We start from the raw sequence: 18,209 nt of genomic DNA, 5'->3' as shown, positions 1-18,209 counted from the left end.
CGTCCGCGACCTGCTCATGCCCGGCAACCTGGTCGTCACGCGCTCGCGGGGCGCGGGCCGCACAGCGGGCGCAGCGCGTCGCGCTCGGCCTGGGGAAGGACCGTGACCGGGTACTTCGGATCGCCGCTCGCGCGATCGAAGAACGGGTGTGGCCACCCCTTGCCGCGGATCTTCCAGCCAAGCACCTTCCCGATCATGCGCGCGAGCAGGGGCACGTTCGGCTTCACCGTCCCGGGCGGAGGCTCGCCGACCGCGAACTTGCCGAAGATCCCGCCGCGCGGCGGGCCGAAGACCTCGTCGCACGGGCTCGCGCTCGGCGCCTTCTGAAACAGCTCGGTGACGATGCCGAGGAGCGGCAGCCGCGGCGTCGGCGTGTTGCCGAGCGGCGTCTTGCAGCAGCTCGCGTACCACCGATAGAGGCCGCGCGGCGTGAGGCGCACGGCGGCGATGACCTCGCTGCCGCGATCGAACGAGATCGCCGACGGAGGGACCTGCACGATGTCCGAGCCGCCGTGCTCGTCGAGCAGGTCCTCGCGGCCGAGGTGGTGCAGGAATGCCTGGCAGTCGCTGCAGTAGCAGATGGCGCGGTTCACCGCGCTCGGCGATGCATCGCGCAGCCATCCGTGGAGCTTTCCGCAACGACACTGGAGCTCGATATCTCGGGACATGGATCCCACATATCATGTCCTGACGCGCGGCGCGCGCGCTTCTCGCCCCGCGCGCCCGCGGCGCGTCCCCTCCGCCGCCGGCGCCGTGCTCGGCGATCCGCACTTCGTCCGTACCGGAACTGCGCTCCGGCCGCCCCGCCCTTCTCGTCCTTCCGGCTTCCGGCCGGTCAGGTCTTCACGGCGCCCGCGGTGAGCCCCTGGACGAGGTAACGCTGGAGCAGGAGGAACCCGGCCACCACGGGCACGCTGACGACCACCGAGGCGGCCATCACCTGGTTCCAGTAGATGTTCGACTGCGTCGCATACCCCTGCAACCCCACGGCCAGGGTGCGGCCGTCGTCGTCGGTGAGCACGGAGGCGAACAGGACCTCTCCCCACGCGGTCATGAAGGCGTAGATCGCGACCGCGACGACGCCCGGCTTGGCCGCCGGGAGCACGACCCGGAGGAGCGCGGTGAGCGGCCCGGCGCCGTCCACCAGCGCGGCCTCGTCGAGCTCGCGCGGGATGGTGTCGAAATACCCCGCGATGAGCCAGATGGAGAACGGCAGCGAGAACGTCAGGTACGTGAGGATGAGGCCGAGCCGCGTGCCGTGCAATTCCAGCCCGGTGGACCGCTCGATCGTGACGAAGAGGAGGAAGAGCGGGAGCAGGAACAGGATGCCGGGGAACATCTGCGTCGACAGCACGGCGGTGAGGAACGCGCGCCGGCCCCGGAAGCGGTACCGGCTCACCGCATACCCGGCGAGGATCGCCAGCGCCACCGAGGACACCGTCGCGGCGGCCGCGACGACGGCGCTGTTCACGAAATAGCGCGCGAGCGGCACGGTCCGCCACATGTCGACGAACGGCTGGAGCGTGACCTCCGTCGGCACCCAGGTGAAGGGCCCCTGGACGTCGCGCAGCGGCTTGATCGCCGAGATCAGCATCACATAGAGCGGGACGACGGTGAAGACCGCGAGCGCCGCGAGCACGGCGCGCCGCAGCCAGGCGACCCACGCAGCCTCACGCATGGCGCGCGCTCCTGCCGGTGATCAAGAGATAGCCTGTCGTGACGACGAGCAGAAAGCCCACGAGGAGCACGGACATCGCCGAGCCCAGCCCGAAATTCCAGGTGATGAACGACGCCTGGTAGATGTGGATCGCGATCACGTCGGCCTGCGGCGGCGCCGCCCGCCCGAAGAGCGTGTACGGCGTCGTGAAGTCGTTGAAGCTCCACAGGAACAGGACGAGCAAGAGCACCTGGTTGACCGGCCGGAGCATCGGGAGCGTGATCGACCGGAAGCGCGTCCACGGGCCGGCGCCGTCGACGCTGGCCGCCTCGTAGAGGTCCGACGGGATGGCCTGGAGGCCCGCCGTCACCGTGAGGAACGCGAACGGCCACGTCCGCCAGATCGCCACCACCACCAGGCTGAGGAAGCTGTTGCCGCCGAGCAGCCAGAACGGGCGTTCGTGGACGAGGCCGAGCTGATCGACGAGCACCGTGTTCACGATGCCCGTGTCGCGCTGGAGCATGAAGCTCCACGTGATGACGCCGGTGAAGATCGGCATCGCGAACGGGATGAGGAACAGCGTCCGCAGCGCCGCGCGGCCGCGGAACGGCTTCTGCAGCGCGACCGCGGCGGCCGTGCCGAGGAGCCACGAGCCGCCGACCACGAGGACGCTGACGGCGACCGTGATCGCGAAGGAGCGCAGGAGCTCGACGCCGATCGGAGAGCCGAAGTCGACCGCGATGCGGTAGTTGGCGAGCCCCGCGAACGGCGCCTTGCCCCAGTTGCGGATGTAGCGCTGCGTGAGCTGGAGGAAGCTCATCCACGCCCCGACGAACATCGGGACGATGTGCACGGCGAGCTCGGCGACGAGCGCGGGCAAGAGGAGCACGTACGGGAACGCCCGCGGCCACCGCGAGCCCGCCCGCGGCCCCGAGGCGCCGCGCGCCGCCCCGGCGGGCGCCTCCCCCCCGGCGCCTCCCGCGCCGCCCTCCCCCATTACTTGCCGCTCACCATCTGCTGGTTGGCCTTGGTCAGCTTGGCGCGGATCGCGGCCTCGTCCACCGCCTTGCCGGAGGCGGCCTCGGCCAGGAGGTCCTTCATGGCCGTGCCCACCAGCGTCTCGAACTGCGTCGTCTCCTCGATCATCGGCATCGACTCCGCCGTCTCGGCGAGCACCCTCTGGAACACCTGGATGTTCGCGGTCTTGAAGCGCTCATCGGAGTAGGCCTCGGTCACGACCGGCAGGGAGTTGAAGGCGGCGTTCAGGATCCGCTGCTCCTCGGGGCTCGTCATGAACGCGACGAACCTGAGCGCGGCGTCCTTGTGCTTGCTGTCCTCGAAGACGGCGATGTTGATGCCCGCCACGTGGCTGTTCACGCGCTTGCCGTTCGCGGGCAGCGGGTCGGGCAGCGGGATCGGCGCCACGCCGTACGTATCGCGGGCGAGGCCGTTCTGCTCGATCGCCGTGGCGGCGTAGCTCTGGATCATGAGCATCGCCGCCTTGCCGGCGGCGAAGTCCTTGAGGATCTGCGTGTCGTTCACGTACTCGGCGTTGCTCGGGTTCACGACCTTGTGGACGCCGAGCAGGTCGATGTACTGCTTGACGCCGGCGACGAGCTCCGGGTCGTCGAAGCGCGCCTGCTTGCCCTCGAAGATCTTGGCGCCCTGCTGGCGGCCGAACATGAACGCGAAATGGGCGTTCTCGGTGTAGCTCGCGCCCATGATGGCGAGGCCGTAACGGCCGCTCTTCGCGTCGGTCAGCTTCTTGGCGACGGCGACGAGCTCGGCCCACGTGGCCGGCGGCTTCTCGACGCCCGCGTCGGCGAACATCTTCTTGTTGTAGAAGAGCCCGTAGGCGAGGCCGTAGAGCGGCACCGAGGCGGGCGGCTGGCCGGGCGCGCCGGTGGCGGACATGCTCGCCGGGATGAACCGGTCCTTGCCGCCGACCTTGGCGAGCGCGGCGTCGTCGAACGGCAGGAACGCGCCGGTCGCCTGGAGCGACGCAGACCACGAGTTGCCGATGTTGAGGACGTCGGGGCCCTTGCCGCTCGTGGTGGCGCCGAGGATCCGGTTGAGCAGGTCCGACCAGGGGATGACCTCGAGCTTTACCTTGATCCCGGTCTGCTTCTCGAACTTGTCGAGCTCGGGCTGCAGCACCTTCTTGTCGTCCTCGACGCTGGGCGCCTGGTTGCTCGCCCAGTACGACAGCGTCACCGGCTCGGCCCCCGGCGAGGCCGCCGCGGCCGACCCTGACGGCGAGGGCGACGACGACGGCGCGTCGCCCCCGCTCTTGCCGCACGCGGCGGCTCCCACGGCGAACAGGGCAAATGCGGCTACGGCCTCGATCGTGCGTGACCTCACGGTGACTCCCTCTCCGTCTGAAGATTCACTCCCTGTCGCGCGGGTCGCGCGAGCCCCCGGGCAGGCTACCCCCTGCGCGGCCGGGCGTGCAATGGGGAGCGCGGCCGGACGCGAGCCGCCCACGCGGCGGCGCGGCGCCCGATCACCGGCGTGCGACGGAGCGCGCGCAGCGCCGCCGCGTGATGACGTGATCGCGTGTTCATCTCATCACAGGATCCGACGCAGGCCGCCTCCTGCGCCATGGCCGGTACGTGCAAGGAGCGCCCGCGAGGAGAGCACTTAATCGGTTCAGAGTCAACGGCCAAGGGGGGCGGCGCGCTCCGCCCGACCCGGGCGCGGGCAGCGGCAGCCGGCTTGACGCGCCGCGGGCGCGCGGGGAGCCTCGGCGGCATGGCGCCTCTTCCGCCCACAGGCCGCGATCGGCTCATCGCCATGCTCCGCGCCCCTGACGCCCGCGACCGGCTCCCGATCCGCATCGGGGGGCCCACGCTCCAGGTCGGCGTCACCTGCGAGGACGGGCGGTGGCGGCTACGCCGGCTCGTGCTCGATCACGACGCGCTCACGGAGTTCGGGCGCCGGCAGCTCGCCGCGGGTCGAGGGTTCTTCCCCGATCACGCCAACATGTTCCTCATGCCGATCGGGGAGGTGCTCGCCGAGGCGGGTGATCTCGATGCCTTCTGCGAGGCGCTCCGGCGGCTCGCCTGGGATCCTGGCTGGTGAGACGACGCCGTGGCGAGCGGGCGACGTCATGCACGGGGTGCATGACGTCCATGCTGCATTCTCATTGGAAAGATACTTTCCAATGACATAGACATCGCCGTCGCGCCGATACGACGAGACCTCGCGCAGGCGGTCCCGCTGGACGGCCGCGCCTTCCCTTGCGCTCGACGTGGGATCACCACGGGACGCGTCCTCCACTGACGTTCGCACCTCGGAGAGCGAGACACGGCGCGTGCGCGCCGCGTCGAGCGCGGCCGACGGAGGACGCCGGCCCGCGGGCACGGAGCGCGAGGCGGGCGACCGGGCGTGGGTGCTCGAGACCATCGGGGCGACAGGAGAAGCAACCAGTGCGCGCACCTGTATATGCTTTGCTCTCATTGTCCTTGGTCGCCTGCAGCGTGGAGGGCTCCGGCGAGCCCTCCGAGGAGATCGGCGCGGCGGACGACGCGCTGATCGGGGGGCGACCGGCGCTCGAATCGGAGTATCCGTCGACGGTCCTCGGCCCGGGATGCACCGCGGCGAAGGTCGGGCCGCGCCACTTCCTCACCGCCGCTCACTGCGTGGATGACGAGTACAACGCCACCGTGTCCCCGAGCTACGGGCCGGGCGGCTCCTACTGGGTCAGCGCCACGAATACGCCCCCGATCTGGCCCTACGTCGAGCTGACGATCGAGCAGACGTACATCCACCCGCAGTGGCTCGCGGACTGCGCCGCCGCGCTGGCGGGCGGAGCGACCGATTGCGCGGTCAACGTCCTCAACCCGGGGCACACGCCCGACCTCGCGCTCGTCGTCGTCAACGAGCTCTCGCCGACGATCCCGGCGGCCGTGGTGGACGGGGCGCCGGTCGCGGTGGGAGATCCCGTCGTGGCGACCGGCTACGGCTGCGAGGACCCGAGCGGCACGGGCGGCGGTCTCTTCAAGCTCCAGGAGCTCACCGCGTCGGCCTCCTCGATCCTGAATCACCCCGGCTCCTACGTCTCGGGCCAGGGCATCGTCGACGTCGCGGCCGCGTACGTGCTCACGCCGGGCTACGCCAGCAGCACCAGCTACGCCAGCCTGTGCCCCGGCGACTCGGGCGGCCCGCTCTACCGCCAGAGCTCGACCGACCTCGTGGTCGTGGGCGTCAACGCCTATTACACGTTCCCGTCCGGGTGGCCCGGCCCGGCGCCCTCGCAGACAAACTGGCACACGCGGCTCGACACGTCGGCGCGCTACCCGGTGACGTCGTGGCTCCAGGCCCTCGGGGTGAGCGTGATCAACGGCGGCACGGCGCCGACCTGCACCGACGGCGTGCAGAACGGCACCGAGACGGACGTGGACTGCGGCGGCACGTGCGCGGCCGATTGCGCGAACGGCGATACGTGCAGCACCAACGCGGACTGCACCAGCCAGAACTGCGTGGCCGGGGTGTGCCAGCCCAGCACCGGGACGGCGCCGTGCAGCAACCTGTGCACGAGCCCCACCGCGTTCACGGGCCCGAGCTACAACTCGGGCAACCTCGGCACCGGCGCGCGCTGCTTCGAGACCACGGCGAACCTGACCGGCGCCAACTGCGGCAACTTCGCGAGCGGCCGCACGTTGTCGGTCAACGGCACGGCCGTGACCTGCAACGGCGGCAACATCTCGCTGCCCGCGAAGCGCAACGGCGGCTACTGCTTCCAGGCGTCCGCCGGCAACGAGTCGTGGGCGTACTTCAGCACCTGGTAGACGAGATCTCGTGAACCGAGGCGCCTCGACCGAGGCGCACGATGGTGAGGCCGCGGCCGCCCCCGCTCGGGGTGCGGCCGCGGCCGCTCCATCACCGGAGCTTCTCCTGCGCCGACGGCACCTCGAGCCCGAGGTGCTTGAAGAGGAACGCGAACACGTCCGTTTGCTCCTCGATCTTCTCCCCGAGCGGCGTCCCGATCCCGTGGCCCGTCGAGCCGCTCGCCCTGAGCAGGATGGGCGCCGGGCTCGACGTGGCCGCCTGCAGCCGCGCCGCCATCTTCCGCGAATGGTACGGGTCCACCCGCGCGTCGTTCGCGCCCGTCAGCAGCAGCGTGGCCGGGTACGCGGTCCCGTCCTTCACGTGGTGATACGGCGAGTAGGCATAGAGCGCCTTGAACTGCTCCGGATCCTTCACCGTGCCGAACTCGGTCACGTTGAACGCCCCGTTCGGCGTGAGCTCCACCCGGAGCATGTCGTAGATGCCGACGTGCGAGATCACCACCTTGACCATGTCCGGGTGCTGCGTGAGCTGCGCGCCCATCAGCAGGCCGCCGTTCGAGCCGCCCTGGATGGCGAGCCGGTCCGGGCGCGTCATGCGGCCGTCGACGAGGTGCTTGGCGCACGCCGCGAAGTCGTCGAAGACGTTCTGCTTGTTCGTCAGGTTGCCGCCGCGGTGCCACGCCTCGCCGAACTCGCCGCCGCCCCGCAGGTTGGCGACCGCGAACACCCCTCCCTGGTCGAACCACAGCCGCCAGAGCGGGTTGAACCCGGGAGAGATGCTCGTCCCGTAGCCGCCGTATCCGGTGAGCAGCGCCGGCGCGGTCCCGTCGAGGACCGTGTCCTTGCGGCGCAGGATGCTGATCGGCACCTTCGTCCCGTCCTTCGAGGTGCACGCCTCGCGGACGACCTCCACGTCGGCGTAGGACACCGGGGACGTCATCGCGAGCGGGGTCTTCGTCACCTTGCCGTCCTTGGCCGCGTACGCGAACCAGGCCGCAGGCTCGGTGAAGCTGACCCCGCGGAAGAGCATGTCGTCGCCGTCCGCGCGCACGAGCTGCCGCACCGAGGACACCGGCGGGATCGGCACGGTCCCGAGCGCCTTGCCCTTGAGATCGAAGACGCGGATCTGGGACGGGCCGCCGAGCAGATCCCGGACGTAGAGCCGGCCCTTCGTGGGCAAGAAGTCCTGGATCACCGCCTCGCTCTCGGGCACCACGAGCTCCGCCTTCGCGAGATCGGGCTTGCCCGGCGCGAGGCGCAGCACCTTGCCGCGGGGCGCGTCCTTGCGCGAGAGGAGGTAAAGCCGGTCGTCGGCGCCGAACTCGGCGTGGATGATCTTGTCGGGGAGGTCGGCGAAGCGGGTCCATTTGCCCGCGGTGTCGAGGAGGTAATGCCAGTACTCGCCGCCGTCGCCGTTCTGCACGCTGGCGAGCACGAGCTTGCCGCTCTCGCTCGTCCTGAGCTCCACCTCGGCGATGCGGGGGAATTCCTTGCCGAGCGAGTACTTGTCTTCCTGGTCCGGCGCGCCGAGCTTGTGGAAGTAGATCTGCTGGTAAAACCCCATGTCCTCCTGCGGGCGCTCGCCGGGGTGCGGGTGGCGGGTGAAGTAGAACCCCTTGCCGTCGCCGCTCCAGGCGAGGCTGCCGCCCGCCGTGCCGCTGCTCGCGTAAGGGACGATGTCGCCCGTCTCCTTGCCGGTCGCGACGTCGTAGACGCGCACGGTGCCGTTCTCGCTGCCGCCCTGGGACAGGGAGACCGCGACCTTCTTGCCGTCGCGCGAGGGGACGAACCAGTCGATGGTCGTGTGCCCCTTCGGGTCGACGACCTCCGGATCGACGACGACCCGCTCGGAGCCGGGGTCGTTCGCGGATTTCATGACCACGAGGAAGGGCTGCTGCTTCGGCGGCTGGTCCTTGAGGGCGAAGAGCTGCCCGCCGGCGTCGTCGACGGCGTAGTAGTTCGTGGAGGTCGCCGACAGGATCGCCTCGACGCGCGCCCGGATGGCGCCGCGCGAGGGCAGCGCGTCGAGGGTGGCGCGCGTGAGCCGGTTCTGGTCCTCGATCCAGCGCTGGACCTCGGGAGAGCTCGAGTCCTCGAGCCATTGATACGGGTCGACGACCTTGGTGCCGTGGTACTCGTTCGTGACCGGCCGCTTCGGGGTCGCCGGGTACGGCAGGCGAGCTCCCCCTGCCGCGGACGCGGCAGGCGCGGCGACCGGCGGCGGGGCCGCGGCGGCGGGCGCCGCCGGCTCTTCCGGCGGCCGCGGCGCAGGCGCGCTGCACGCCGCGAGCAGCGGCAGCGCCAGGGTGATGGCGGGGATCGTGCGCAGGCGGTTCATGCCGTCGAAGCTAGCCCCCGCCGCGGCCGCCGCGGAAGAGAATCGGCCGGCGGCGGGCGCCTCGCGATCCTGCAACGCTGCAAGGCCGCCCTCGCAGGATCGAAACCGCCGGATCGATGTCCCCGACAGAAAATGCGGGGAATTCCGGGGGGATGGGTCTGGTACGGAGGATGCTTATCCGCCGGCCAGCTCCGCCGGCGGCCTCCGCTACCCCCCGAGGCGCCCGGCGGCGCTGCTATTTTGTCCCTCGATCTCGGGCGGCGCGTTCCCCCGGGTCCAAGCGGTTGCGGCGCCGCGCGCCGCGCGGCCCATCGCGCGTGCTGCTGCGGGCCGCTCCGGGCCGGCGGCGCGGGCGCCGGCGTCCTCGCGTCGGGCGCCGAGAGCGCCGAGGCGGCGCGCGGGGCGCGGCGCCCTTCGTGCTAGCGTGCGCCGCATGGCGAACGACGTGAACGAGGGAGCGACCACGACCGCCGACGTCGAGGTCCGCGAGATCGACGACAGCGTCCTGAAGGACCTCGAGTCGAAGTACGCCGACGTGGCCTGTCCGATGCACGGCGGGCCGCCGACGTTCGAGCTCGCCTCCGACGGGTCGGTGGTCGAGCGCTTCTGCTGTCCGGCCCTGCTCTCGATCGTCCGCGAGCTCCAGGTCGCCGCGGGCGAGCGGCCTCCGCCGCCGGACGAGGGCGAGTGAGAAGGATCCAGGGAGAGCCGGCGGAGATCGCTCCAGGGCGCCGCCCTGACGGCTCCCTGCTCCTGGACTAGGCCTCTCCACGACAGATGGCCTGAACGATCTCGCGCGTGTGCCCGCGCAGCCACGCGTGCGCCTTGTCGCTCTCGAAGCGCTGGTGCCACAGCTGGACGATCCGGAGCTCCGGCACATCGAGCGGCAGCGGCAGGGCGCTGAGGTCGAGCGCCCGCAGGGTCGGACCGCAGACCCGCGCCGGCAGCGCGACCACGAGATCGCTCTCGCGGGCGAAATGGGCGGCGGCCGCGGTCGTGGGGGCCGCCGCGACGACGCGCCGACGGAGCCCCTGGGACTCCAGCGCGTCGTCGATCGGATCGCGCAGGCGACCGCGCCGCGACACCGTGACGTGGAGCGCCTGGGCGTAGCGCCTGGCGGTGAGCCGGCCGCGCGCGAGCGGATGACCCCGGCGAACGGCCACGACGACGCGATCCTGGCCGATGAGCTCCCCGCGGATCTCCGGGAGGGCCGGCGCCGTCGCGCCGATCTCGAGATCGACGCGCCCGTGGCGCAGCTCGTCGGTATCCCCGGCGGGCTCGCCCAGGAACCGGAGCCTCACGTGAGTGGCCTGCTCCTGCACCGCGAGCACGAGCCGCGCGCCGAGCGCCGTCGTGAGCGCGTCGTGGAAGCGGACGGTGAAGGTCCGATCGAGCTTCTCGAGGTCGAGCGCCCGCTCCGGCGCGAACACCGCATGCGCCCGCTGGACGAGGGCGTGGACCTCCTGCCGTAAGGCCAGCGCGCGGGGCGTCAGCGTCATCGTTCGCCCGGTGCGCACGAGGATCGGGTCCCCCGTGGCGTCCCGGATGCGCCCCAGCGTTCGGCTCATCGCGGGCTGCGAGAGGTGCAATCGGGCCGCGGCGGCGCTGACGCTCCGCTCCTCGAGGAGCGCGTCCAGCGCCGTCAACAGGTTCATGTCCACATGCATCTGGGTAATCCTTCGTATAGCAAGGATGCATTGGACGACATACCACGTCCAGGGTTTACTCCTCCGCGCTGGAGCTCGCGAGGACGCGCGGGCCGCACGCCCAGGAGGATTCATGTCGACCCATTCGGAGCCGATCACCGGCCATGCCACGCGACGGGACCGGAGCGCGGCCCGCGCGGACGACGAGGCCCTGCTGCCCGCGGTCGTCGCGGCGCTCTCCGCGGCAGGAGAGCGGCTCGTCGCTCGCTTCTCGACAGCGCCGCGCCTCGCGAGCCGCGAGGAGATCTTCGCCGCCCTCCGCGACAACGACGCTGTGTCGCTCGACGCGCTCCGCGAGCCGCTCGCGCGCGCTCGCCCGGGCGCCGGGTGGGTCGAGGACGAGCTCGAGCGCGGGCCGCTTCCGCCAGGCGAGTGGTGGGTCACCGACGCGGTCGAGGGGAACATCAACCACGTTCACGGGATGACGGACTGGTGCGTCACGGCGACGCTCGTCCGCGACGACGAGCCGGTCCTGACGGCGGTGCACCTGCCCCTCCGCGGCGAGACGTACACCGCCCGGAAGGGCGCCGGCGCAACTCTCGGGGCGAGGAGGCTCCGGGCCTCGGCGAAGACGGCGCTCGATGCCGCCTTCGTCGGGACCGGCCAGGCCATGCCGGGCGAGGACCAGGAGACGTACCGGCGGATCGGCCAGTCGGTCGCCGCGATGCTCGGACGCGCGCTGGTGCTGCGCGTCTCGGTCCCGGCCACCCTCCAGCTCGTGGAGGTCGCGGCCGGCCGGATGGACGTCTTCTGGCAATACAGCCGGATCCTCTCCGGGCTCGTCGCGGGCGCGCTGCTCGTCGCGGAGGCCGGGGGCGCGGTCACGGACACCCGAGGGAACCCCTGGCGCCTGTCCAGCGAGGACTTCCTGGCCGCAGCGCCAGGGCTTCACGCCGGTGCGGTCGCCGTCCTGTCCACCGTTCGCTGAGGAGAGAGGTCTTGAACATGGAACGCGTCTCGGAAACCATTGGAATCCTCGGATCGGGCCGGGTCGGAAGGGTCCTGGCAGGCAAGCTCGCGGGCGCTGGGCACGCCGTCACCGTCGGCACCAGGGACCCCGCGCGCGCGGCAGCGAGCTTGTCGGGGGCGGGCGTCGCGCTCGGCGATCCCGCGGAGACCGCGCGAAGGGCCGCGATCGTCGTCAACGCCACCCCCGGAGAGACGAGCGTCGAGCGGCTCGGTGCCCTCCGCGACGAGCTGAAGGGGAAGATCTTGATCGACGTGTCCAATGCGACGCTGCGCGCTCAGGACGGCCTGCCCGGCAGCCTGCTTTACCCGAACGGCAGCGTCGCCGAGCGCCTCCAGGCGGCGCTGCCGGAGACGGCGGTGGTCAAGACGCTGAACACGATGCTGTTCACCGTCATGGCGGATCCCACGAGCCTCGGCGTCCGCCCGACCGCGTTCCTCTCCGGCAACGACGAGAGCGCGAAGGCGGTGGTCGCGAGGCTGCTCGGCGATCTCGGGTGGCCGGCGGACTGGATCGAGGATCTCGGGGACATCGCGACCGCGCGCGGGCCCGAGGCGGTCGCCCTGCTCGTCCCCTCGGTGCTGCGGAGGCGAGGGCTCGCGCCGTTCGCCCTCGCGCTCGCCCGGTGACGTCGCGACGCGGCGAGGCCTGCCGGAGCTCGCGACGACTGCGCCCGCTCCGCGGGGCCGGGCGCGAGAAATCGTCAGGCATGTCTAAAGGGTCCTGGGTGTGACGCGGAATAGGCTCATCGATGAGGCCGCGCTACCCGGGGACACATCGGCTGCAGATCGAGGATCGCGCGTCGGTCGCGACACAAGGGCGCGCTCCTGGGCTGCGGGCGCGGTTCGGCCCTCCCCTCCCCTCGCGAGCGAGGCGCGGGGCGAGCTCCCTGCTGCCATGGCTCGTCGGCACGGCGGGGTGGCTCCTGCCGGCGCTCGCCGGAGCTCAGCCGGCCGCCGGACCCCAGGTGTCGCGCGAGGCCGCGGCGACGCCCTCCGAGGCGCCGAGCTCGGTGGTCCCCCCGCGCCTCCTGTCCGCCCCGGAAGCGCCGTATCCGCCGGGGGCCACGGGCGACGCCCCCGTCGTCCTCCCCGTGACCATCGACGCCAAGGGGTCGGTGCTCGAGGCGGCGCCGATCGAGGTCGTCGTTCGCGGCGAGCAGCTCCCGCCCGCCACCCAGTCCATCGCGCGCGGCGAGGTCCGGCAGCTGCCCGGCGCGTTCGGGGACGCCTTCCGCGCCGTCGAGATCCTCCCCGGGGTGATCCCCGCCATCTCCGGGCTTCCGTACTTCTATGTCCGCGGCGCGCCCCCGGCGAACGTCGGCTATACCCTCGACGGCATCCGCGTCCCGCTCCTGTATCACTTCGCCGCCGGACCGTCGGTCGTCCATCCGGCGCTCGTCGAGCGCGTCGACCTCTACCCCGGAGGCTACCCCGCCCGGTACGGGCGCTACGTCGGCGGCATCGTGGCGGCCGAGACCGCGGAGCCGTGGCCCGAGCTCCACGGCGAGGGGAACATCCGCCTGTTCGACGCAGGCGCGATGGTGGAGGCGCCGTTCGCGGACGGGCGCGGGACCGTCCTGCTCGGGGGCCGGTACTCGTACACGGCGGCGATCGCGTCGCTGATCGCGCCGGACGCCGCGATCGACTACCGCGACTACCAGGCTCGCCTGACCTACGATGTCACGCCGGACGATCGCCTCACCGTCTTCAGCTTCGGATCGTACGATCTGCTCGGGGAGGAGCGGGACGACGGGCTCGCTATCCTGTTCGGCGTCGAGTTCTACCGCCTCGACCTCAGGTACCGACATCGGTTCCAGAACGGCGAGCTGCGGCTCGGCGCGCTCCTCGGGCTGGATCGGACCGCGCTGGCGGACAATCGCACCGCGCGAGACCACATGCTCGCGATCCGGGCGGATTACATCGCTCGCATCCACCCCGACGCCGAGGTCCGCCTGGGGGTGGACGGGTCCATGGATGCGTACGCCACCGACATCGTCGGTTATACCGTGAGCCGTGGAGGCTCCAAGCGGCTCGAGCAGGAGTTCGGCTCGCGCGACGACGCGGCGCTGGGCGCCCACGCCGACGTGGTCCTCACGCTCTCGCCCCGGTTCGAGCTGACCGCCGGCGTGCGCGCGGACCTGTTCGCCTCCGGCGGCGCGACGGCCGTCGGCGTGGATGGCCGGCTCGCGTCCCGGCTCGACGTGACGAAGGGCCTGCGCCTCGTGAACGCGTTCGGCGTCGCGCACCAGCCGCCGTCGACCGTGGCCCCGCTCCCCGGGGTTCAGGTGGCGGGCCTGCGCGGCGGGCTCCAGAAGAGCGCTCAGGGGAGCGCCGGCGTCGAGGCGGATCTCCCCGAGCGGGTCACCGCCGGCGCGACCGCGTTCTACAACGCGTTCTTCGACATGACGGACGCGCTGGGCGCCGTGGCGCACCGGTGGACGGATGACGTCGACGACCTCGCGGACGTGCCCCGGACCCTCGGGGCGAGCTACGGGATCGAGCTCTACGCGCGGCGCCGCCTCACCCGGCAGCTCGGCGGGTTCGCCTCGTACACGCTGTCGCGCTCGACCCAGGCCGCCGGGCGCTCGCGGTCCCCGGCCCCGTTCGACCGGACCCACGTCGCCAGCCTCGCGCTGACCTACCAGCTCGACCGGCACTGGCGCGCCGGCGCGAGGTTCCTGTTCTACACGGGCAGCCCGGGCGCCTCGCTCGGCGCCGAGGAGAGCGACGGCTCGGACGGAGCGCCGAGGATCCATCGCGATCCTCCCTTCTATCGGCTCGACGCGCGCATCGAGAGGCGCTGGGCCATCGGCGAGCGCGGCTGGATCTCGGCCGTCCTCGAAGGGATGAACGTGACCGCGAACAAGGAGGTGATCGGTGGGAAGGCGATTGGCCCTGTCACGATTCCGAGCATCGGTGTGGAGGGTGGGCTCTGAGCCCAGGAGGGACCGATGACGATCCGCGCTTCGCACCTCTCGACCGCCGCGCTCCTCGCCCTGGGCGCTTGCCTGCCGAGCGAGACAAGGCCCGAGCCCGGCGAGCTCGTCTACACGCTCTCGGGCGCGGCCGACGTCCTCGGCGGCGTGCAGAGCTCGGACGGCTGGAGCATCGAGTTTTCGAGGTTCCTGCTCGCGGCGTCGTTCGTGTCCACCCACGAGTCCTCCGCGTGCGCCGTCGCGGCCCTCGCGGACACGCCCACCCTCGTCGACGTGCGGGTGCCGGGGAACCACGAGGTCGGCAGGGTCCTCGCCACCGGGGAGTGCGGCTTCACCTACCATGTCGGGCCCCTCCCGCCGCGCGAGCACTACGACGTCGAGGAGTGGCTGGGGCCCGGGGTGACCGAAGAGGACCTGGCCCTCGTCGAGTCGCTGACGACCGGCGCGTACGTGGAAGGCGAGGCGACGAAGGGGGCGGTGACCAAGGTGTTCCGGTGGCCCTTTTTCATCCACGATTTCTGCAGCGGTGGATCGCTCTGGGGCGCCGGCGACGGCGCGGGTCCGACGATCCGCGTGCGCTCCGGCGCGACCGAGCGGGTCGATCTCGCGATCCGCGGCGATCACCTCTTCTTCGATCGCATGGACGAGGCGGCGGCCCAGGTGCGATTCGACCCGATCGCCGGAGCGGACACCGATCCTGCCTATGGAAACGCCGACGGCGAGGTGACCCGGGAAGAGCTGATGAACGTACCGCTCTCGGCCGTCGCGCGGGCTGACGGCGCTTATTCGAGCGAATGGCCGCTCGACCTCGCCACGTGGATGGACATGCGCATGGCCAACGTGGGCCACCTCAACGGTACGGAAGCTTGCTCGTCCCTGGACCTGGAGTAGGCCGATGAAGCGCCCCTCGCGGCGGGCCGGACGAGCCCGTCGCTCGGTCTCGGGGCGCAGCGACGCGGAGACGATGCCGGCCATGTGAGCGGACCGGGTTGTGTCCGGCAACGTCCCGATGAGGCAGCCGCGCCGTGTCACCCAGGCACGACTCGGCGCGACACCTCCGGCGGTGCGTCCGCCGCGCCCCTCCAGGCGCCCCCGACCTCCCGGGAAGGCGGCGACTGCCGCCGGAGTTGGACGGATCTACGCTATGGCGCTGGACAGCATTTGGGCCTTGCGGCGCAGAGCCGATCCGTGAGACTTTCCGTGGGGGGAGGTCACAAAAGGCGACGGACTAGATAGACCTGTCCGGCGGCTTCGGCTGACCAATCGACGGATAGTTGGGCAGACTCACATGTTCTCAGTGCCTTCTGTGTCCCGATAGCCGATCGGTGTTTGTACGTAGTACTCGATGGATCCATAGCTGATGGACAAGCAAGTCGATGTCGTGGTCGTAGGCGCCGGCCCGGTCGGGCTCCTGCTCGCGATCGAGCTCAAGCTGGGCGGCGCCGGTGTGCTGGTGCTGGAGCGGCTCACTGCGCCAAGCGTCGCCCTGAAGGGGACTGCAGTCGGACCGCTCGGCGTGGAGGCGCTCCAGCGCCGGAGCATGGGCCCAGCGCTCGCCGCGGCGGAGGATCGCCACTTCGCGGCCATGGGACCGGTGGGCGTAGAGAGGCGGGCGCAGGCACACAGGTCCAGGGGGCATTTCGCCCTTCTCCCTCTCCGATCAGAAGCAGTGGGCGAGCCCGAACGGCGCATGCTCTGGGTGAACCAGCAGGGCGTGGAGGCGATCCTGGGCGCGCGGGCGGCCGCGCTCGACATAGAGGTACGGCGCGGGTGCGAGGTCACCGGCTTGGACCAGCATGACGATGGCGTCGCGCTCCACTGGGCTTCCCCGGACGGGCCGGAGCATGCGCGCTGCGCCTGGCTGGTCGGATGTGACGGAGGGCGCAGTTCGATCCGCAAGATGGCCGGTTTTGCCTTCCCCGGTACGCCGCCGAGCCAATTCATGTACCAGGCCGTGCTCGACCTCGACCACCCCGAGCGCCTGCCGCGCGGATCGACCCGCACGCCGGAGGGCGTCGTCATGAACGGACCTCGGCCTCGCTGGCTTGCGATGCACGACTTCAGCGGTCCGCCGGCTGATCGAAATGCGCCCGTCACGCGCGAGGAGATCGAAGGCGTGCTGCGCCGAATCAGCGGAGCGGATGTCCGCGTGACGGCGATGGAGCAGGCGAATCGCTTCACGGACAGCGCACGTCTGGTCGACACGTACCGCCGGGATCGCGTCCTGCTCGCGGGCGATGCGGCGCACATCCATTCGCCCTTGGGCGGCCAGGGGCTGAGCCTTGGGCTGGTCGATGCGGCCAACCTCGGCTGGAAGCTCGCCGCCGTCATTCGCGGCGACAAGCCGGACAGCCTGCTCGACAGCTACACGTCCGAGCGGCGGCCCGTGGCCGAGGCCGTGCTGGCCAACACGCTCGCCCAGGTCGCGCTCACGCGGCCCGACCCGCAGTCGAGCGCAATGCGGCAGATCTTCGCGAAGCTGATGGAGATCGACGCCGTGAATGGCCATCTCGACGGACTGACGAGCGGTCTGGCCACGCGCTACGACCTCGGCGCGGGGCGAGACCTGGTCGGACGCCTCACCGGCGATCGCCCGGTCGGCCGCGCCGACGCTCGAACATCGCTGTTCGCGGAGATGGCGGAAGGCGAAGGCATATTGCTCGACGCGTCTCCCGACGGGCACGCGGCCGGTCTCGCCGCCGGGTTCACGCGGGTGCGCTGCTTACCGGCCGACGCAGGCCCGTCGATGCTGATCCGCCCCGACGGGTGCATTGCTTGGGCCGGCGACGTGGGAGACGTCGAGGGGTTAGTGGACGCGCTTGAGCGCTGGTTCGCGTCCGCCGCTCCCCGGCCAGGCGGCCTCCAGGAACGGTCGTGCTCGGCCGGGCCATCGTCCTCCGCGCCGTTGCGATCGGAGCAGCGAACGTAGCCGACGACGTCACCACTGGCGGTAAGGACGCGGTTTCTGCCCGTCGTGTCTGGGCCGACGCATGTGTGCCACGGCGGCGAACCTGATCGAGGACGTCCTGCCCGAGGTGGCGCACCGTCCGTGGGTGTTGACGTCTCCATTTCCGTGGCGGCGCAGGCTCGCCCAGGACGGGGCGTTGTTCGGCGTGCTGACCCGCATCTTCGTCGAGAGCGTGGAGCGGTTCTACGAAGAGCGCGCCGCGCGCCGAGGCGCGTGCGGCGCGGTCAAGGGCGGCGCGGTGACCGTCGTGCAACTCACGTCCGGCGACATGCGGCTCAATCCGCATCTGCACGTGGTCTTCCTCGACGGGGCTCATCGCGAAGACGGCACCGAGCTCGTGTGGAACGAACTCGGTCACCTGCGAACGGACGAGGTCGGTCAGGTCCTAGAGCACGCCGTCGGGCGGATGCTCCGTTACCTCCGGCGGCACGGGCATCTCGAGATCGAGCACGACGTCGAGGAGGACGACGAGCCCGAGGCCGTGCTCTGTGCCTCCGCCGTCTCGGGACGAGAGCCGCCCGCCGGCCCGCAATGGCTCCGCGGACTCTCGTCGTATTGTCCGAGCGCGCTCGCGTACGACAAGAACATCGTCCGCTTCCTCTCCGCGCTCGGCGAGCCGACCGATGTTTCAGCACGCTCTCCCAACCGGGGACCACCGTACTGGAAAAGCACCGTTGTGCGCCGCAAGGCGCTCGGTGACGCCGTATAGCGTCTCGCGACGCGCCTCCCGGGCCAGACCAACGCCCGGACGGACACGTGTGCCCACGGCACGCCGATGCGCCCCTTAGCGCGCGCGGCGCCGCCCGGACCACGCTCTTTCGACCCAAAACCGAGCCATCACGACG

At 71.3% G+C, this 18,209-nt stretch carries 15 protein-coding genes; 9 read left to right on the top strand and 6 right to left on the bottom strand.

Annotated features, from left to right (window positions below; genetic code table 11):
* Positions 1-35: 35 nt before the first annotated feature.
* The 4 genes from NQZ70_RS05425 to NQZ70_RS05410 all read right to left on the bottom strand — a co-directional run bounded on the left by NQZ70_RS05425 (position 36) and on the right by NQZ70_RS05410 (position 4,018).
* A complete protein-coding gene (locus NQZ70_RS05425) occupies positions 36-668 on the bottom strand; it encodes a DUF6151 family protein (protein WP_129573262.1) in 633 nt (210 codons plus the stop codon).
* 167 nt (positions 669-835) lie between these two features.
* Entirely contained in the window at positions 836-1,678 is an 843-nt protein-coding gene (locus tag NQZ70_RS05420; protein WP_129573261.1) for a carbohydrate ABC transporter permease, read from the bottom strand.
* Complete coding sequence (locus NQZ70_RS05415) at positions 1,671-2,654, bottom strand: carbohydrate ABC transporter permease (RefSeq protein ID WP_272827865.1); 984 nt, start codon at positions 2,652-2,654, stop codon at positions 1,671-1,673. Before NQZ70_RS05415 ends, NQZ70_RS05420 begins: the two co-directional genes overlap by 8 nt.
* A complete protein-coding gene (locus tag NQZ70_RS05410; RefSeq protein WP_129573259.1) occupies positions 2,654-4,018 on the bottom strand; it encodes a sugar ABC transporter substrate-binding protein in 1,365 nt (454 codons plus the stop codon). The genes NQZ70_RS05415 and NQZ70_RS05410 overlap by 1 nt, the downstream gene beginning before the upstream one ends.
* Positions 4,019-4,450: 432 nt before the next feature.
* Between NQZ70_RS05410 and NQZ70_RS05405 the strand changes: the two genes are divergently transcribed.
* Positions 4,451-4,738 (top strand): hypothetical protein, encoded by a 288-nt coding sequence (locus NQZ70_RS05405; RefSeq protein WP_129573258.1) that lies wholly within the window; start codon positions 4,451-4,453, stop codon positions 4,736-4,738.
* Between the two features lie 377 nt (positions 4,739-5,115).
* A complete protein-coding gene (locus tag NQZ70_RS05400) occupies positions 5,116-6,447 on the top strand; it encodes a trypsin-like serine protease (RefSeq protein WP_237245058.1) in 1,332 nt (443 codons plus the stop codon).
* Positions 6,448-6,538: 91 nt separating this feature from the next.
* Here the strand turns inward: NQZ70_RS05400 and NQZ70_RS05395 are convergent, their stop codons facing one another.
* The gene (locus NQZ70_RS05395) at positions 6,539-8,785 is read right to left on the bottom strand and encodes a prolyl oligopeptidase family protein (RefSeq protein ID WP_129573257.1); all 2,247 of its coding nucleotides are present in this window, start codon (positions 8,783-8,785) and stop codon (positions 6,539-6,541) included.
* Positions 8,786-9,218: 433 nt separating this feature from the next.
* Here NQZ70_RS05395 and NQZ70_RS05390 point away from each other — a divergent pair, with 433 nt between their 5' ends.
* The gene (locus NQZ70_RS05390; protein WP_129573256.1) at positions 9,219-9,476 is read left to right on the top strand and encodes a hypothetical protein; all 258 of its coding nucleotides are present in this window, start codon (positions 9,219-9,221) and stop codon (positions 9,474-9,476) included.
* A 67-nt stretch (positions 9,477-9,543) separates the two neighbouring features.
* Here the strand turns inward: NQZ70_RS05390 and NQZ70_RS05385 are convergent, their stop codons facing one another.
* A complete protein-coding gene (locus NQZ70_RS05385; protein WP_129573255.1) occupies positions 9,544-10,452 on the bottom strand; it encodes a LysR family transcriptional regulator in 909 nt (302 codons plus the stop codon).
* A 112-nt stretch (positions 10,453-10,564) separates the two neighbouring features.
* Here NQZ70_RS05385 and NQZ70_RS05380 point away from each other — a divergent pair, with 112 nt between their 5' ends.
* From NQZ70_RS05380 to NQZ70_RS05355, 6 genes are all read left to right on the top strand, one after another.
* Positions 10,565-11,419, top strand: coding sequence for an inositol monophosphatase family protein (locus NQZ70_RS05380; RefSeq protein WP_129573254.1), 855 nt, complete (start codon positions 10,565-10,567; stop codon positions 11,417-11,419).
* A 17-nt stretch (positions 11,420-11,436) separates the two neighbouring features.
* A complete protein-coding gene (locus NQZ70_RS05375; protein ID WP_129573253.1) occupies positions 11,437-12,087 on the top strand; it encodes an NADPH-dependent F420 reductase in 651 nt (216 codons plus the stop codon).
* Positions 12,088-12,209: 122 nt separating this feature from the next.
* The gene (locus NQZ70_RS05370) at positions 12,210-14,396 is read left to right on the top strand and encodes a TonB-dependent siderophore receptor (protein WP_129573252.1); all 2,187 of its coding nucleotides are present in this window, start codon (positions 12,210-12,212) and stop codon (positions 14,394-14,396) included.
* A 15-nt stretch (positions 14,397-14,411) separates the two neighbouring features.
* Positions 14,412-15,287 (top strand): hypothetical protein, encoded by an 876-nt coding sequence (locus NQZ70_RS05365; RefSeq protein ID WP_129573251.1) that lies wholly within the window; start codon positions 14,412-14,414, stop codon positions 15,285-15,287.
* Between the two features lie 469 nt (positions 15,288-15,756).
* Entirely contained in the window at positions 15,757-17,325 is a 1,569-nt protein-coding gene (locus NQZ70_RS05360) for an FAD-dependent monooxygenase (protein ID WP_129573250.1), read from the top strand.
* Between the two features lie 175 nt (positions 17,326-17,500).
* Positions 17,501-18,073: a transposase gene (locus NQZ70_RS05355; RefSeq protein WP_165373800.1), complete on the top strand. Its 573-nt coding sequence runs from the start codon at positions 17,501-17,503 to the stop codon at positions 18,071-18,073.
* The last annotated feature ends 136 nt before the right edge of the window (positions 18,074-18,209 follow it).

This window comes from Sorangium sp. So ce836 (assembly GCF_028553905.1).
In the GTDB taxonomy this organism is placed as follows: Bacteria; Myxococcota_A; Polyangia; order Polyangiales; family Polyangiaceae; genus Sorangium; species Sorangium cellulosum_D.
The sequence above is the reverse complement of the archived record's forward strand: the minus strand, read 5'-3'. Positions and strand labels throughout refer to the sequence as shown.

Coding starts and splice junctions, on each gene's coding strand:
- NQZ70_RS05425 (WP_129573262.1), bottom strand. CDS start 668: ATGTCCCGAGATATCGAGCTCCAGTGTCGTTGCGGAAAGCTCCACGGA.
- NQZ70_RS05420 (WP_129573261.1), bottom strand. CDS start 1,678: ATGCGTGAGGCTGCGTGGGTCGCCTGGCTGCGGCGCGCCGTGCTCGCG.
- NQZ70_RS05415 (WP_272827865.1), bottom strand. CDS start 2,654: ATGGGGGAGGGCGGCGCGGGAGGCGCCGGGGGGGAGGCGCCCGCCGGG.
- NQZ70_RS05405 (WP_129573258.1), top strand. CDS start 4,451: ATGCTCCGCGCCCCTGACGCCCGCGACCGGCTCCCGATCCGCATCGGG.
- NQZ70_RS05395 (WP_129573257.1), bottom strand. CDS start 8,785: ATGAACCGCCTGCGCACGATCCCCGCCATCACCCTGGCGCTGCCGCTG.
- NQZ70_RS05390 (WP_129573256.1), top strand. CDS start 9,219: ATGGCGAACGACGTGAACGAGGGAGCGACCACGACCGCCGACGTCGAG.
- NQZ70_RS05385 (WP_129573255.1), bottom strand. CDS start 10,452: ATGCATGTGGACATGAACCTGTTGACGGCGCTGGACGCGCTCCTCGAG.
- NQZ70_RS05380 (WP_129573254.1), top strand. CDS start 10,565: ATGTCGACCCATTCGGAGCCGATCACCGGCCATGCCACGCGACGGGAC.
- NQZ70_RS05375 (WP_129573253.1), top strand. CDS start 11,437: ATGGAACGCGTCTCGGAAACCATTGGAATCCTCGGATCGGGCCGGGTC.
- NQZ70_RS05370 (WP_129573252.1), top strand. CDS start 12,210: ATGAGGCCGCGCTACCCGGGGACACATCGGCTGCAGATCGAGGATCGC.
- NQZ70_RS05365 (WP_129573251.1), top strand. CDS start 14,412: ATGACGATCCGCGCTTCGCACCTCTCGACCGCCGCGCTCCTCGCCCTG.
- NQZ70_RS05360 (WP_129573250.1), top strand. CDS start 15,757: ATGGACAAGCAAGTCGATGTCGTGGTCGTAGGCGCCGGCCCGGTCGGG.